We start from the raw sequence: 13,742 nt of genomic DNA, 5'->3' as shown, positions 1-13,742 counted from the left end.
CTCCTTTCCCTTTATTAAATATAGGCGGAAAGCCGTCCATACTCTGCGTGAAGGTCAATGGTTCCCGTTATCCGGTCCTCCTCACCTTCCTCTTCTTCGCCGTTTCCCGCAAAATGCCTGCGTGTATTCCCGGCGCCGTTTCCCTGCTGGTTTCTGAAAAATCCCTGTTCGTAATTCATCATCTCCATGCCGCCCTGGCTGTTGTGATAAATCTCCTGAACTTCCGCATTCAGCGGCTGCAGTGACTCCTTCAGATGCATCATTTCACTGGACAGCAGCTTCTGGGTATCCATATTGCTGACTCCGATACTTAAGGCTACCTTACCTCCCGACGATGTCATATGTACCAGGATTTCTCCCAGTCCCTCCGGTTTCAGGCGGATGGTAAACTGATTCAGTTGTTTGGACAGTCCCTCCTCAATTCCCGTTTTGACCTGGTTTGCCAGCGGCGTTGCATCGGTAACGCCCTTGTTGCTCATCACCGGCGCTGCGGCTCCTCCCGAAAGTTTGGCTCCAACCATACGCTCAAACGGAAGTATTGACTGCTGTTCCGCTTTTTTCTGAAGATCCTCCAGTGTTACAGCTCCCTGTTTTTCTTCCGATTCACCGCTTTCCCGGACTTTTTCTCCGCGGACTGCGTGATCCAGAGAAAACCACTTCGTAAATTCATTACCTTCTTTGGTGGAATTTCCCGTCTGTTCTTCCCTGTTTTCCGTCTGCGTTCCCGCCATAACCGCTTTTTCAAATACCGGCTGCGGTTCCTTGGATACGGCTGTTTCTTTCATCTCCTGGAATCCGTTATTTACAGACGGCTGCTTTGCACGGTTTTCCAGCGCAGCCAAAAAATTTTCATTTCCGTCTGCTGAAGCTGCCGCTATATCCGCCTGCTGTCCCGCCATTGTCCTGTTTTCGCTTACGTTTGCGCTAACCTGCCGCTGTTTTACATTTTCCAGGGCGCTGTTAAGAATCTCCCGGCTGCCGTCCGGAACCGTCCGGCTGGATTTGCCCTCCGCATTGTCGGGAACCATCTCCTCTGCCATTTGAAAATAACCGGCAGCCGTTACTACTGATTCCTGCTGAGGTTCCGTCCCGTTTTCCGTCATGTTCTTACTTTCATCCGGTTTTTCGGTCACCCTGTTTTCATCCTGGTTGCTCCGGTTATCCAGATTTGTCTGACCGCTCAGTGCCTCGGCTTCCCTCTGTTCCTTTGACGGTTCCTGTTTTTTTGTCTTTTCCGCCGGTTTCTCCGTCTTTTTTACGGGTTCATTACTGCGGCCTTTGGACTGTTCCTTCAGGATTGATAAGAAGTCTCCCTGGCTTTCCTTTTCCGGCTTCCTGCCCGCCGTTGTTTCTCCCGTACGGACTGCCGTTTTCATGATCTGCACATTCATAATCTCACCACCTTTCCAGGCAAATCAATATTTTAAATTATTTATTTGGAAACGCCGCGGCGTGCAAAAGACTCGGAGACATGTTCGGAAATAAACTCCTCCTGTTCTTTCTGCTCACTGTGACGGTATTCCTCCAGTTGTTTTTCCTTCAGCTTCTCCAGCTTCTTTACCTCTCTGGATGCTTCGATTACTACCTGCCGCTGCCTCTCAATTTCGGAGTTGCGGATCAAAATATGCTTTTTCAGTTCTTCCAGCTGCGTTTTACCGCTTTTTATGACGGCCGTAAAAACATTGATTTGATAAATGGTCGTCCCCTTCTGGATTTCACGGTCCATCTCCCCGTGAATCTGATCCATCTGTTCCAGAATTACGCCCTGCCTTGATTCCATCTCATCGCGCTCCGCGATCAGACGGCCCATGGTTCCCTTTTCTTTTTCCAGTATCTGCTCCTGATAATTCAGCATTCTCGCAAGTGAAAACGAAAATTTCTTCATATCTTTTTCTCCGATTCATCAGAATTTATTCGGTTAATTTAATCATCTTGAGTACCGTCTCGTCCATGTCAAAACTTTCGTCCGTTTTCTGCTGTAAAAATCCGTTGATTTGATCCATCTTTGCCAGCGCCTCATCCAGATCCTTGTTGCTGCCCTTTTTATAGGCGCCGATTGCCACGAGATCCGCATTATTTTCGTATACGGATAACATTTTTCTTATCTTGTTGGCCGCCTCTTTCTGTTCCGGAAGCACAATCTCGTTCATCAGTCTGCTGATGCTGTTCAGAACGTCTATGGCCGGATAATGGTTTTTCGCAGCCACCTTTCTGGACAGAATGATATGTCCGTCTATGATTCCCCGGACCGTATCGGATATCGGTTCGTTGGTGTCGTCTCCTTCCACCAGAACCGTATAAATTCCTGTAATCGAACCTTCCTTAAAGTTTCCCGACCGCTCCAGGAGCCTCGGCAACTCCGAATAGATTGAAGGTGTATACCCCCTTGCCACCGGCGGTTCCCCCACACTCAGACCGATTTCCCTCTGTGCCATGGCAAATCTGGTGAGGGAGTCCATCATCAGAAGGACATCCATTCCCTGATCCTTAAAATACTCGGCGATTGCGGTGGCCGTCATCGGACATTTCGACCGCATCATGGCCGACTGGTTTGAAGTGGCCACAACGAGAACGGAGCGTTTTAATCCCTCTTCCCCCAGGTCGCGCTTTATAAATTCCACAACCTCACGGCTTCTCTCCCCGACCAGCGCGATGACATTGACATCCGCCTTTACATTTTTGGCTATCATGCCCATCAGCGTACTTTTACCCACTCCGCTTCCCGCAAAGATCCCCATTCTCTGGCCCTTGCCGATGGTGAGCATGCCGTCAATGGCCTTGATTCCCATCTGAATGACCGTGTCAATCTGCGGACGGGACATGGGATTGGACTTCTGTCCGCTGATTTTATAATATTCTCCCTCTTTGATGTCTCCGAGATCATCCATCGGATAACCAAGGGCATCCACGGTTCTGCCTATCAGTTCATTGCTCACCGCGATGTTTAATTTATGCCCCGTGTTTTTTACGGCGCTGCCGTATCCTATGCCCTCGATCTCATCATATGGCATAAGCAGTACTTTGTTTTCACGGAAACCGACGACTTCCGTAAATACCTTCTTAGGACTTCCGGGAATCTCAACGCTGCAGACATCTCCTATGTTACATTCGGGTCCTATCGATTCTATGGTCGTTCCTACGATTTTATCTATTTTGCCTAAATACCGGTACAGACTGGTATTTCTCAACTGGCTTTCCATCCGTTCTATATCCATAAACTTCTCCCGAAAACAGTCAGTTATCTTCTCTGTATTCATCCAGAAACTTTTTCAGATTTTCCAACTGTACGGAGATGGAGGCATCCACTATCCCCTCCTCTGTCTCTACTTTTACATCACTGTATGGAATATCGTCTTTTTTTATTTTTATGTTTCTGCCGCTCTGTTCCCTGATGGGTTCAAGCTGCTGTTCTAATTCTTCAAACATTTTATAGGCGCGGTTCGAAAGATGGACCGTCAGATCACTTTTGCCCGCCTCTTCCCGGAGAACCGATTTGACAAGCTCTAAAAGCGCCGTCTCATCCTTTTCCAGTGTCTTTTTCAGGATTTTCTCCGTCATATTAAAGGCCAGATCCAGGATATCCCGGTTAAATTCATCAAACATATCCTTCTGGACCCGGTTCAGACCGTCTATCTCCCGGTTCAGGATTTCCAGTCTTTCTTCGACAAACTTCTTCGATTCCCGGATTCCTTCCTCGTAACCCTCTTTCCTGGCCGCCTCTTTCAGACGTTCTGCTTCCGTCTCGGCGGTATTTACGATTTTATCTCTCTGGGCGTAGGCATCCTCTAAGATTTTCGATGCCGACTGTTTTGCCTGGATTCTGGCATGTTCCAGAATCTGCTTTTTTTCTTTGGAGATCAGTTCATACTTTTTACGGTACTCTTCCTCCCCGACAGAATCGGGTTCCTTTTCCGGCTCCTCCACGTCATTCACATGGTAAAGATCGACGCGGAAATCTTCCAGTACCGCCTCATCTGATTTTATGATCTTAGACAATTATCTCATCCTTTCCATCCTTGGAAATTACGATCTCCCCATCCTCTTCCAGTCTTCTGATGGTGCCTACAATCCGCTGCTGAGCCTCTTCCACGTCACTCATCCTGATATTCCGCAGGTACTCCATATCCGTCTGGATGCTCTCCCTCATACGGTTGGACATATTGGAGAATATGGCGCCCGTCACTTCTTTATTGGCTACCTTAAGCGCAACGGCGAGATCCTTGGAATCGATATCCCTGATAAAGCGCTGTATGGAAAGCGGATCCAGGTAGGCGATATCCTCGAATACAAACATCAGCTTTCTGACATTCTCGGCAAGCTGCGGGTTCTTGATGTTCAGTTCATCAAAGATATCACGTTCCGTGCTTCTGTCCACGTGGTTCATCACGTCGGCTATGTAGTTGAGGCCTCCCACTTCCATGGCTTCTTCCGATTCGGAAGAACCAATTTTCCGCCTCACCACGTCCTCCACAATCTTGACGGCCGTAGGATAGGCCCGATCCATATTGGCCACCCTCTCCACCACGTCAATCTGTGTCTCTCTGGGAAGGTTCACAATGATACGTGACGCCTGCTCCGGTGTTGCGTAGGAAAGTATCATGGCCAGTGTCTGAGGATGTTCATTCTGAACAACGCTCATCAGACTCTTATAATCTACCTTTCTGATAAAACCAAACGACTTGGTCTTCAGTGCTTTGGTCACCCGGTCCATCAGGTTTCTGGCCTGCTGTTGTCCGAACGCCTTTTCAAGAACCTCTTTTGCGTAGTCCTTACCGCCCTCGGATATCACCTTCTGTGTGACACAGCACTCATAAAATTCCTTCGATATATCCTCTATTTCCGCATCATTCAATCTCGGAAGCCGGGCCAGTTCTATGGATATCTGTTCAATTTCACCATCATTCAGATATTTGAACACTTCGGAAGCCGTTTCCGCCCCGATGATACTGATGACGGCCGCCGCCTTCTCCGCGGGGTTCATCATTGTTTTTTCTTCGTCTGCCATATTATTTCTTAGCCTCCTTCAACCATGAACTGATCATAGACGCTATGATTTCGGGATTTGTCTTAGCAAAGTCTTTTACCTTCTCAGCAGGATTCTGGCTCTTCTTAATCTTTTCACTGAGTTCTATGTTAACCGCATTGTCTTCTGCACGGTTAACCGCCTCCTCAAGGGGTCCGCCCTCCGGAATGATCAGACCGTCCGCCGGGCCGAATAAGGCCTCGTCCTCCCTGGCAATCTTCTTACCTTTCCTGATCATCATGATAATCGACATCAGGATCAGAATAATCAGCGCGGCCGCCGCATAGAGAATCAGCCGGTTATTCCAGATTGCCGCTCCGTCCGACTGTGCGGGAACTGCATCCGGTACCTTGGCCTCGGTATTTTCCAATTGTTTGAAGCTGGTCACAACGATATCTTCGGGCGCTATATTCGCCGCCTTGGAAGCCGCCTCGATCAACTGCTGTTTCTTTGTCTCCGTCAGATTGTTGTCATTAACGGAAATCGCCACCGTGGCTTTCTGAAGCTCCACATTGTCTTTCTCTATCTGGCGTTTTATGTAACTTACGATATAATCCACATTGCGGTAATAATCACCGTTACGGCCGGCTGTTCCGCCGCCCGCGGCTCCTCCATAGGTGGGAATGTCGGTATTATTCTCCTCACCGGCGACCCCTCCGGCTCCGGGCAGAGTTCCGCCTGTGCCTCCCTGTTCCTGGAAATCCTTTACAACTCCCTGTCCGTTCTCCTCCGGCACATAGCGGAGGTCTTCCGTGATCATCTTGTCGTAATCGATTACAACCGTAGCCGAAACTCTGATCTGGCCCGGTTTGTATCCGAGCGCCAGTACATTTTTGATCTTATTTTCCAGCTTTTCTTCCACGCGCTCCTCAAAATCGAGGCGGCTTAATCCATACAGATTTCCGTCCCCCACATCGCCGGATACCAGCTCCTGCATTGTGTCTGCATTAATTACCGCTACATTTTCCGGGAGAAGACGGGGCACGCTGTTCGCCACCAGTTTCTTAATTGCCGCCACTTTATCGGGTGAAAGCTCATAGGACGGAAAAAAGGACAGGGAGACAGAACCCGTGCTGTCAGAATCCTGTTCTTCCCACACATAGGTACTGTCATCCGGAACATTCAAAGTGACGATGGCATTCTTAACACCGTTCATGTCTTTTAATGTCCGCTCCATCCTGTCCTGTAAATTTAATAATAAATATTGTTTTTTTTCAAATTCTGTTGTGGTAAAACCCGTGTTATTCGAGAATATATCAAAAGGAAGCGCCGTTTTAGGATAACCTAATACAGACATGTCAAGCATGACATCCCCTATTTCCGCTTCCGGTACTATAACTTCCCCATCTGAATTTCGTTTTGCTTCTATGTCTTTACTCTGCAAAACGGCGAATACTTCTGCATTCTCTTCTCTCGATATTCCGGGAAACAAAACTTCATAGTTACTGTTTTTCGTATTCAGGTAAACTGTTGCAAGTAACGCAACAATTGCAGCCGTACCTATGCCGGCTGCTATTTTTCCGTTCCTGCTCTTTAAAAAGGCAGGAATTCCTTTTAATTTATCATTAATTCCCATACTCTATCCTGCAAATATAACTAGATTTGCATCCCCATTATTTGATTATAGGCACCTACGGCCCTGCTTGTTAACTGTGTTGTAAATTCAATTGCTGCGGCGCTTTTCTCAGCCTGGATGAGTGCGGTATGCAGATCGTCAATCTGCCCTGTGGCCAGTAATCTGTCCACCTCTTCTCCTTTGGCGCTTTCTTCCTGCGCCGTCTGAATTGCTTCCTGTAATATGTTCTTAAACTCTTTTTCCGGCCTCTTGCTGCCTCCACTCGGTTTCCCTGCTTCTTCCAGAAACGAAACCATATCCATTTTTGTGATCGGAACTATAAACATAGCGGTTTCCTCAATACAATTTTGTATTTTTTCTTTCTTTTTTCTTACGCAAAATATGTAAATAAATTAATTTTTTTGTAACTTTTTAATTATCATAACATTCCAGCGATAAAATGTAAATATCAAAGTCCATTGGATTTTACTGGAAATTTACATAATATAAATAAAATTTTAGTGATTTTTTCTTTTGACCAAAAAAAGCAGAAATGGAGCTTATTTTATCTAAAACATATTCTCCGCTTCTGCCTTTTTCTACTTTTTTATCTGTCTGTTTTTAGTCTGTTTTTTATTTGTTTTTTGTTTGCTTTTTGTTTGCTTTCCGTCCGTTTTCCGATTCCCGGACTGTTACCTGTTGGCCCAGATACCGTCTCCGTTCACGTACCGGCCGTCGATTGTCACATTTCTCATCATGCTTCCGTCCGATGGATTTAAATAATACCAGTTTCCGTTATTTAACAGCCATCCGGTCTGCATTCTTCCGTCACCGTCCATGTAATACAAGTTGCCGTTGATATTGGCCCAGCCGGTCTGCACTTCCCCGCTGTCTCCCAGCAGATACCACTGCTTATCGAGTTCCAGCCATCCGGTCTGCATCTCACCGTTGCTGTTCATATAGTATTTTTTGCCGTTTTTATTCTGCCAGCCGGTCAGGATATAGCCGCCGCCGTCGAACAGATACCACTTGCCGTCAATGGCCGCCCAGTCTCCGGCCGGATAACTGCCGTCCGCATTTCGGTACCACCAGCCGTTCTTGTCGTGCCGCCAGCCCAGATCATTCGGCGTCATATTCTGTCCCGACGGTGTCGCGCCCGCTCCGTTGTCCACAAAAGGTGACGTCTCGTCCGCATCTACTCTCAGTTCATCGGAGTAAACCCAGTCTCCGCTGGTCATGTATTTTAACTCCTCGGAATCTTTCGGAACCGCCCTGACACAGAATTTATATCTCCCCGCCTCCGTAATATAGGGATGGAAATCATAGAATGTGGTGCTTACCCTGTCCACGCTGTGGATAATCTGCTCTCCCTTGAAGAGTTTGAGTTCATAAGCTCCCGCACCCTCCACCGCTTCCCAGTCGGCTTTCCCGACCGGATATCCTTTCCACTCTGCGTCATCCGGCTCGTCCAGCTTTCCGCTTGCCGGCTGAAGCTTTACGGTGAGGTAAAGCGTCTCATAATTCTTATCTTTGGAGGCCGAACCATATTCGCCTCCCGTAATCTGATATTTGCTGGATCCCGTTACCTTGAAATAATATCCCGTCTTTGCATGGATATTTATTTTGATTTTGGGAACATCTCCGATTTTCCAGGATTCCTTCGGCGGTTTGACCCATTCATAAGAGCCTATCTCATACTGGTTATCCGTTGTTGTTATCATAACCGTCGCTTCATCGTAATCCGTATCTGCCTCTACATTCGACCTTACGTCAACTCTTATAAATGTAATCGGAGTCCTTGTCTCGGGTTTCCTGGCAGCAAAACACGGACCTGCGCACAGAAGCGCAAGACCTGCCGCGATGAGCCCCGTCCATATTTTTTTGCTGGTAAATTGCATAAAACCTTACCCCTCTTTCAGTTGTTCTTACGGAATCCAGACTCCGTCCTGATTAATATAATAACTCTCCACCACCGTGTTTGTCATCATCTTTCCATCGGCGGGATTCAGATAATACCAGTTATCCTTCCATTTGAGCCAGCCTGTGGCCTTCACACCGTCCGGTCCCGTAAAATACCAGCTTCCGTCCGTCTGGATCCAGCTTGATACCATCTTTTTCCCTTCCGGGCTGAAGTAGTACCATTTCCGGTTATCCTGATACCAGCCCGTAATCATATCTCCATTGCTGGTGAGATAATATTCATCCGTTCCATACTTCTGCCAGCCGGTCATCATGTATCCGTTCATGTCGAACAGATACCATTTGTCATTAATATACTGCCAGCCGTTTTTCGTATAGGATCCGTCCTGGTTTTTAAACCACCAGCCGTTCTGATCCCGAATCCAGCCGTTATTTTGACTGCCGGAAGGCGTACCTGCGGAACTGGATGGGCCTCCCTGGGAGGAACCGGAACTTCCCGTCGATGAGGAACCCGAGTGGCCGGATGAGGATGCTTCCTTTTTATCAATATCCAGCTCATCCGATTCAATCCATTCTCCTGAATCCAGATATTTGCCGTCCCCCTCTTTTGGTATCGCCCTCACCTTAAATGTATAGGTTCCCTGTTTATCCATAAACGGGTAGAAATTGCAGCTTGTCCCCGTTACCTTGTCCTTATGCTCTACCAGTGTGTTTCCCCTGTACAGCTTCACCTCGTAGGCATTGGCGTTTTCCACCTTGTCCCACTTTGCTTTTCCAAGGGAATCTTCATCCCAGTATGCGCTCCCCGTATTTCCCAGGGTGCCGCTGACTGCTTTTAATTTGACAATGAGTTCCGCCGTCTCACCCTCATCCGTTATTTTTAAAGAGGTACAGGAACCGCCTCCATGGACGGATACCTTGCTCTTACTCATTCCTTTTTTGAAATAATACTCGTCGTTTGCACCGATGTATACCTTGATTTTCGGTTCTTCGCCCGCTTTCCATCCACTGCTCTTTCCTGAAAATTCCCAGGAGTCGACGCTGTAGCGGGAACTGCTGACCGCCACACTTACATCCGCGCCTGAATCTCCTGCTTCGATGGAGGATTCAACGGTAATTGATATTTTCGTGATTTCATCGGAGGTCTCCGCCCCATAGGCAGCAAAAGAACTGCCGCTTAACGACAGTAACAGTAAAATGCCTATTAATTTCTTACTTATTTTTCCCATAGTCCGTTTTACCCCCTGGGACGTCTGATCCCCAAAATCGTTCTGTATGTGACGTCGTCACTGATTTTAATACCTTCTTTTGCCGAACTGGCGTGGACGATTCTCCCGTCTCCGATGGAGATTGCCACGTGGCCGGCATAAAACACCAGATCCCCCGGCTGCAGATCATCAAAGGCCACTTTTGGTCCGTACTGCGACTGCTCCGCCGATGTTCTTGGGATGCTGATTCCAAAATGTTTATAGACCGACTGGGCAAACCCCGAACAGTCCGCGCCATTTGTCAGGCTTGTTCCTCCCCATACATATGGGTTTCCCACAAACTGAAGCGCAAAGTCGGCAATCGCCCTTCCCTCCGCTGTTCCGCCGGTGCTTTTTACAATCTGCTTTCCGGTATTCCCTTTTGCGGGGCTTCTATTAAACTGGCTGCCGATGGAAGTGCCGTTTCCCGATCGGTTTCCGTTATTGCGGGCCTGCTGTTTCAGCCGTTCCCTCTCCTCGGCCCTCATGACTCTCAGCTTTTCCGTCTGCTTTCTGACGTCATCTGCATAGAGGGCGGCATCTGTTTTTGCCTTATTAAGTTTTTCGTTAAAATCGGATATCTCGGTTTTTTTAGCGGTAACGGTCTGTTCCAGCTCCTTCTTTTCCGCCAGATATTCCTGTTCCATGACCTCCATCTCGGCATTTTCCTCTTCCAGCCGGTTTTTCAGTTCTTCCGCCTGGGAGCGGACTTCCTTGTACCGGAGTATCATGTTCTGATCGTATTCATACAACTGCCGGAAGTACTCATTTTCGCAGAGTGCGTCCGACAGGCTGTTGGATTTTAAGAGAATATCGAGATAATCGGGTTCGCCTTTTTCATAGACATACCGGATTCTCTTTTTCATTGCATCGTACTGGTCTCTCTCGTCGGCAGCCGCCCGATCAAAGGCCTTTTCTGCTGCGCGCAGTGAGGTTTTCTTTTCTTCCAGCTCTTCTTCCAAAACCTGGATTGTGACGAGAAGGGCGGTCAGTTTGTCCTCCAGTTCCGACACCTGCTGTGTTGTGGTATCCTTATTCTTTTGAATTGTATCTATCTCCTGATTAACAGAATCGAGTCTGTCCTGTGACTTCTTTTTATCTTTCTCTGTCTGTGTGATGGGCGTCGCATAGATGGCGCCCGCAAATACCATCTGGAACAGAAGAAGTAGTATCACAGACCGGACCGCTGTTTCTGCAAATCTGCCCTTCCCCCACTTCATATCCTTTAATTTTCTTTATATTTCAGCAATGCGGTCTCGTACAGGTTATTACCCTCCGAATCAATCACAACGATGACCGGAAAATTCTCCACCTTAAGTTCCCTGATTGCTTCCGTGCCTAAATCGTCATAGGCAACTACGGTTGATTCCTTGATGCACTTTGAAAGAAGGGCTCCGGCGCCTCCGATTGCCGCGAAATAAACGGAACCGTTTCTTACAATGGCATCAATTACTTCTTTACTTCTCTTTCCCTTGCCAATCATGGCTCCCATGCCGAGATCCAGGAGTTCCGGCGTATACCGGTCCATGCGGCTGGCCGTAGTCGGGCCTGCGGAACCGATCGGCCGTCCTTCCCTGGCCGGGGATGGTCCCATATAATATATGACATTGCCCTTTATATCAATCGGGAGATTCTCACCTTCCTGAAGCGCCTCCTGCATCCTCTTATGGGCTGCGTCGCGCGCCGTATAAATGGTTCCTGTTATGTATACATAATCTCCTGCTTTTAAGCTTTTTGCCGTTTCTTTATCAACCGGCGCTGTAATTCTCTTCTCCATTTGACCTTTCCTCCGTCTGTTACCCTATCCTGTCTTTTATATGCCGGACGTTTCCCTGTTTAACCCTGATTAAAGTACTCTGTGAGCATGACGGTTTACGTGACAGCAGATATTAACGGCCATGGGAAGACCGGCAATATGGGTTGGATAAGTCTCTATGTTTACGGCAAGCGCGGTCGTGCTGCCTCCCAGGCCTCCCGGCCCGATTCCCAGCTTATTAATTTTTTCCAGCATCTCTTTTTCAAGTTCCCTCACGTATTCAACAGGAGACTCTTCTTCCAGGTTCCTGGTAAGGGCGTGTTTGGCCATCAGTGCACACTTTTCAAAGGTGCCTCCGATTCCGACTCCCACGACCATAGGAGGACAGGCATTCGGGCCTGCATCGCGTACCGCGGTCAGGATGGATTCCTTTACCCCTTCAATGCCGTCGGCCGGTTTCAGCATAAATACCCGGCTCATGTTCTCGCTTCCAAATCCCTTTGGCGCGACGGTGATGTCAACCTGATCTCCTTCCACTATCTCATAATGGATAATGGCGGGTGTATTGTCCTTTGTATTTTCACGGAAAATCGGATCCTTTACAACGGATTTTCTTAAAAATCCCTCCGTATATCCCTGTCTCACGCCTTCATTGATTGCATCGGTGAGAGATCCTCCCTCCAGATGAACTTCCTGTCCTACTTTGATAAATACGACAGCCATGCCGGTGTCCTGGCAGATTGGTATCATATCCGAACCTGCAATCTCCAGATTCTCCTTCAGCTGATCGAGTATCTGCTGTCCGAGAGGAGACTTCTCCTCCTGGACAGCAGCTTCAAATACCTTTTTCATATCAGCGGAAAGAAAATGATTGGCTTCGATACACATTTCCTTTATATTTTTCGTTATTTCCTGAACATTTACTGTTTTCATAAAAGATGCCTCTTCCATTCGTTTTTTCGACCTGTATTTGTCTTAATCATACTGGATTTTCGAGGTTCTGGCAATCCCTTTTTTGATTGCCTCCCCGGCCACGGCCTCCGCCACCGTAACAGCTACATTTTTGTCCAGGGCCGACGGCAGAATATAATCCGGCTTTAACTGATCGTCCGGGATCATCGCCGCAATGGCGCAGGCCGCCTGCTGTTTCATCTCCTCCGTTATCTCTTTTGCACGCACCGACAGGGCGCCCTTGAAGATACCGGGAAATACAAGGACATTATTAATCTGATTCGGATAATCGGACCGTCCGGTTCCTACAACGGCGGCTCCTCCTGCAATTGCCTCCTCCGGCATAATCTCCGGCACCGGATTGGCCATGGCAAAGACAATGCCATTGTTCATCGAGGCCACCATCTCTTTTGTTACAAGACCCGGCCGTGAGACACCGACAAAAGCATCGGCTCCTTTTAGGGCATCGGCCAGTGTTCCGTGCTCTTTCTCCCTGTTGCTGATATGGGATATTTTCTCCTGCCCTTCGTTCAGGCCTTCATCTCCCTCGCAGATAATTCCGTTGATATCACACATCAGAACATTTCCAAAGCCCATGCTGAGCAACAGATTGCCGATGGCAATTCCGGCGGCTCCGGCCCCGTTAATAACAATTTTAATCTTCCCCATCTCTTTCCTGGTCACTTTAATTGCATTTATCATGGCCGCAGCCACCACGATAGCCGTTCCGTGCTGATCGTCATGGAATACGGGAATATCACAGACTTCCTTTAACCGCCTCTCAATCTCAAAACATCTGGGCGCTGAAATATCTTCCAGGTTAATACCTCCAAAGCTCTTGGAAATCAGGCTGATCGTCTTTACAATCGTATCCGTATCCTTAGAATCAATGCAGAGAGGGAAGGCATCAACATCCGCAAATTCCTTGAACAGAACGCATTTCCCTTCCATCACCGGCATTCCGGCGGCCGGCCCGATATCCCCCAGGCCAAGCACCGCCGTTCCATCTGTAATCACGGCCACCAGATTGGAACGCCTGGTCAATTTAAATGATTGATCGTAGTCCTCGGCAATCCGCCGGCACGGCTCCGCGACGCCCGGGGTGTATAAAAGGGATAGATCTTCTTTTGTGTTGATTTTCTTTCTGGAAATTACTTCGATTTTGCCGCCAAGCTCATAGTGGAGCTTCAGGGATTCTTCATTTACGTTCATAATGTCTCCTTTTGATCTTTTTCTAGTTGAGGAATGAGAACGCCGCCGGGACGGTCGGGGTTCGGGATGGTGAGAGGG

General features: G+C 48.0%; 13 protein-coding genes. All 13 read right to left on the bottom strand.

Annotated elements, in window-relative coordinates; translation table 11 throughout:
* Window positions 1-14: 14 nt before the first annotated feature.
* The gene (locus QZT18_RS11940) at window positions 15-1,391 is read right to left on the bottom strand and encodes a flagellar hook-length control protein FliK (RefSeq protein WP_294148231.1); all 1,377 of its coding nucleotides are present in this window, start codon (window positions 1,389-1,391) and stop codon (window positions 15-17) included.
* Window positions 1,392-1,432: 41 nt separating this feature from the next.
* Window positions 1,433-1,885: a flagellar export protein FliJ gene (fliJ, locus tag QZT18_RS11935; protein ID WP_294148230.1), complete on the bottom strand. Its 453-nt coding sequence runs from the start codon at window positions 1,883-1,885 to the stop codon at window positions 1,433-1,435.
* A 25-nt stretch (window positions 1,886-1,910) separates the two neighbouring features.
* Window positions 1,911-3,215: a flagellar protein export ATPase FliI gene (gene fliI, locus QZT18_RS11930; protein ID WP_294148229.1), complete on the bottom strand. Its 1,305-nt coding sequence runs from the start codon at window positions 3,213-3,215 to the stop codon at window positions 1,911-1,913.
* Between the two features lie 19 nt (window positions 3,216-3,234).
* Window positions 3,235-3,996: a FliH/SctL family protein gene (locus QZT18_RS11925; RefSeq protein WP_294148228.1), complete on the bottom strand. Its 762-nt coding sequence runs from the start codon at window positions 3,994-3,996 to the stop codon at window positions 3,235-3,237.
* Entirely contained in the window at window positions 3,989-5,005 is a 1,017-nt protein-coding gene (fliG, locus tag QZT18_RS11920; protein ID WP_294148227.1) for a flagellar motor switch protein FliG, read from the bottom strand. The genes QZT18_RS11925 and fliG overlap by 8 nt, the downstream gene beginning before the upstream one ends.
* A gap of 1 nt (window position 5,006) precedes the next feature.
* Entirely contained in the window at window positions 5,007-6,599 is a 1,593-nt protein-coding gene (gene fliF, locus QZT18_RS11915) for a flagellar basal-body MS-ring/collar protein FliF (protein ID WP_294148226.1), read from the bottom strand.
* A 20-nt stretch (window positions 6,600-6,619) separates the two neighbouring features.
* Window positions 6,620-6,925, bottom strand: a complete 306-nt coding sequence (locus tag QZT18_RS11910) for a flagellar hook-basal body complex protein FliE (RefSeq protein ID WP_294148225.1) — start codon at window positions 6,923-6,925, stop codon at window positions 6,620-6,622.
* Window positions 6,926-7,270: 345 nt separating this feature from the next.
* Window positions 7,271-8,476, bottom strand: coding sequence for an N-acetylmuramoyl-L-alanine amidase family protein (locus tag QZT18_RS11905; protein ID WP_294148224.1), 1,206 nt, complete (start codon window positions 8,474-8,476; stop codon window positions 7,271-7,273).
* A 27-nt stretch (window positions 8,477-8,503) separates the two neighbouring features.
* A complete protein-coding gene (locus tag QZT18_RS11900; RefSeq protein WP_294148223.1) occupies window positions 8,504-9,727 on the bottom strand; it encodes an N-acetylmuramoyl-L-alanine amidase family protein in 1,224 nt (407 codons plus the stop codon).
* 8 nt (window positions 9,728-9,735) lie between these two features.
* Window positions 9,736-10,965, bottom strand: a complete 1,230-nt coding sequence (locus QZT18_RS11895) for an NlpC/P60 family protein (protein ID WP_294148222.1) — start codon at window positions 10,963-10,965, stop codon at window positions 9,736-9,738.
* A gap of 5 nt (window positions 10,966-10,970) precedes the next feature.
* Window positions 10,971-11,522, bottom strand: coding sequence for a Fe-S-containing hydro-lyase (locus QZT18_RS11890; RefSeq protein WP_294148221.1), 552 nt, complete (start codon window positions 11,520-11,522; stop codon window positions 10,971-10,973).
* 69 nt (window positions 11,523-11,591) lie between these two features.
* The gene (locus QZT18_RS11885; protein WP_294148220.1) at window positions 11,592-12,434 is read right to left on the bottom strand and encodes a fumarate hydratase; all 843 of its coding nucleotides are present in this window, start codon (window positions 12,432-12,434) and stop codon (window positions 11,592-11,594) included.
* A gap of 42 nt (window positions 12,435-12,476) precedes the next feature.
* Window positions 12,477-13,664, bottom strand: coding sequence for an NADP-dependent malic enzyme (locus QZT18_RS11880; protein WP_294148219.1), 1,188 nt, complete (start codon window positions 13,662-13,664; stop codon window positions 12,477-12,479).
* Window positions 13,665-13,742 lie beyond the last annotated feature (78 nt).

It is taken from the genome of uncultured Clostridium sp. (genome assembly GCF_900547735.1).
Lineage (GTDB): Bacteria > Bacillota > Clostridia > Lachnospirales > Lachnospiraceae > Otoolea.
This window is presented reverse-complemented; position numbering and strand designations above follow the sequence as displayed.

Coding starts and splice junctions, on each gene's coding strand:
- QZT18_RS11895 (WP_294148222.1), bottom strand. CDS start 10,965: ATGAAGTGGGGGAAGGGCAGATTTGCAGAAACAGCGGTCCGGTCTGTG.
- fliI (WP_294148229.1), bottom strand. CDS start 3,215: ATGGATATAGAACGGATGGAAAGCCAGTTGAGAAATACCAGTCTGTAC.
- fliJ (WP_294148230.1), bottom strand. CDS start 1,885: ATGAAGAAATTTTCGTTTTCACTTGCGAGAATGCTGAATTATCAGGAG.
- QZT18_RS11910 (WP_294148225.1), bottom strand. CDS start 6,925: ATGTTTATAGTTCCGATCACAAAAATGGATATGGTTTCGTTTCTGGAA.
- QZT18_RS11900 (WP_294148223.1), bottom strand. CDS start 9,727: ATGGGAAAAATAAGTAAGAAATTAATAGGCATTTTACTGTTACTGTCG.
- QZT18_RS11890 (WP_294148221.1), bottom strand. CDS start 11,522: ATGGAGAAGAGAATTACAGCGCCGGTTGATAAAGAAACGGCAAAAAGC.
- QZT18_RS11905 (WP_294148224.1), bottom strand. CDS start 8,476: ATGCAATTTACCAGCAAAAAAATATGGACGGGGCTCATCGCGGCAGGT.
- QZT18_RS11940 (WP_294148231.1), bottom strand. CDS start 1,391: ATGAATGTGCAGATCATGAAAACGGCAGTCCGTACGGGAGAAACAACG.
- fliF (WP_294148226.1), bottom strand. CDS start 6,599: ATGGGAATTAATGATAAATTAAAAGGAATTCCTGCCTTTTTAAAGAGC.
- QZT18_RS11880 (WP_294148219.1), bottom strand. CDS start 13,664: ATGAACGTAAATGAAGAATCCCTGAAGCTCCACTATGAGCTTGGCGGC.
- fliG (WP_294148227.1), bottom strand. CDS start 5,005: ATGGCAGACGAAGAAAAAACAATGATGAACCCCGCGGAGAAGGCGGCG.
- QZT18_RS11885 (WP_294148220.1), bottom strand. CDS start 12,434: ATGAAAACAGTAAATGTTCAGGAAATAACGAAAAATATAAAGGAAATG.